The organism is Aphanothece microscopica RSMan92, assembly GCF_046613545.2.
Classification (GTDB): domain Bacteria; phylum Cyanobacteriota; class Cyanobacteriia; order PCC-6307; family Cyanobiaceae; genus NIES-981.
The window spans coordinates 1-948 of sequence record NZ_JBKKKY020000225.1 but is presented as its reverse complement, the minus strand read 5'-3'; the positions used below and the strand labels follow the sequence as shown (position 1 = coordinate 948).

The following is a 948-nucleotide window of genomic DNA, read 5'->3' as shown; positions in this document are numbered from 1 at the left end:
CCATAGAAAAACTAGTTAAAGAATCCTATGTAGAGATACTCTCCAAAAACTTCAACAATAAACAATTTGATCCAAATAGGCTGAATGGTTTACAACTAGCACTGAGTCCGGTAGCCATTGCCCGAATACAGAAGGTACTTCTTGAACTCATGATCACAGGAGTATTGAAGATTGAAGCTCCTACCTGGAAAATTGCTATTTACGAGCGGGATGTACCCTGTGCCCAATGGGCAATAGAAGACCTGAGAAATCAACTTTGGAATATATTTAAGCTGGCAGGCAAAAAACTTCAACTGCCAGAAATAGAACTCTTGATCATTACCACGCCTGAATTTCAATCCAGTGCAATGAACAAAGGAATTGATACTCTTTTAGTATCAGAAGTACCTTCCTCCTATTCCTGTGATGTATTGATCGATATCTCAGTACTGATGCGGTCCAAGGTCCATAAGTACAAACTCCCAGATATCCGCTACCAGCACTCGATCGTCATCAGATCATCTCATCATGCCAATACCAAAAGACAATTTTATACATCGGATTTGATCGACTACGGTGGGATAGCAGAATCTGATCAAAAACAGAAGGCACTCACTTACTTTTTGCAGTCTATCTTTCGTAAGGTTGACTTCCGACCGGGACAACTGGAAATTCTCAACAGGGCCCTGCAAATTCAGAGCGTCATTGGGCTGTTACCTACGGGCGGGGGCAAGTCACTTACCTACCAGCTGGCAGTGCTACTGCAACCAGGTGTAACATTGGTGATTGACCCGATCAAATCGCTGATGAAGGACCAGGTAGACAACCTGGTCAAAAACCGGATCGACGCCTGTATATTTATAAATTCCTCCCTAAAAACCCCCCAGGAGCGAAATCGGATTATTGCCCAAATGAAAGGGGGACAGGCACTTTTTACATTTGTTTCTCCTGAGCGTCTATTAAGTCAGG

General features: G+C 43.1%; 1 protein-coding gene. It reads left to right on the top strand.

The features are described from left to right. The coding region (locus ACLD7X_RS17125; RefSeq protein WP_411424895.1) for a DEAD/DEAH box helicase at positions 1–948 on the top strand (948 nt) is incomplete at both ends.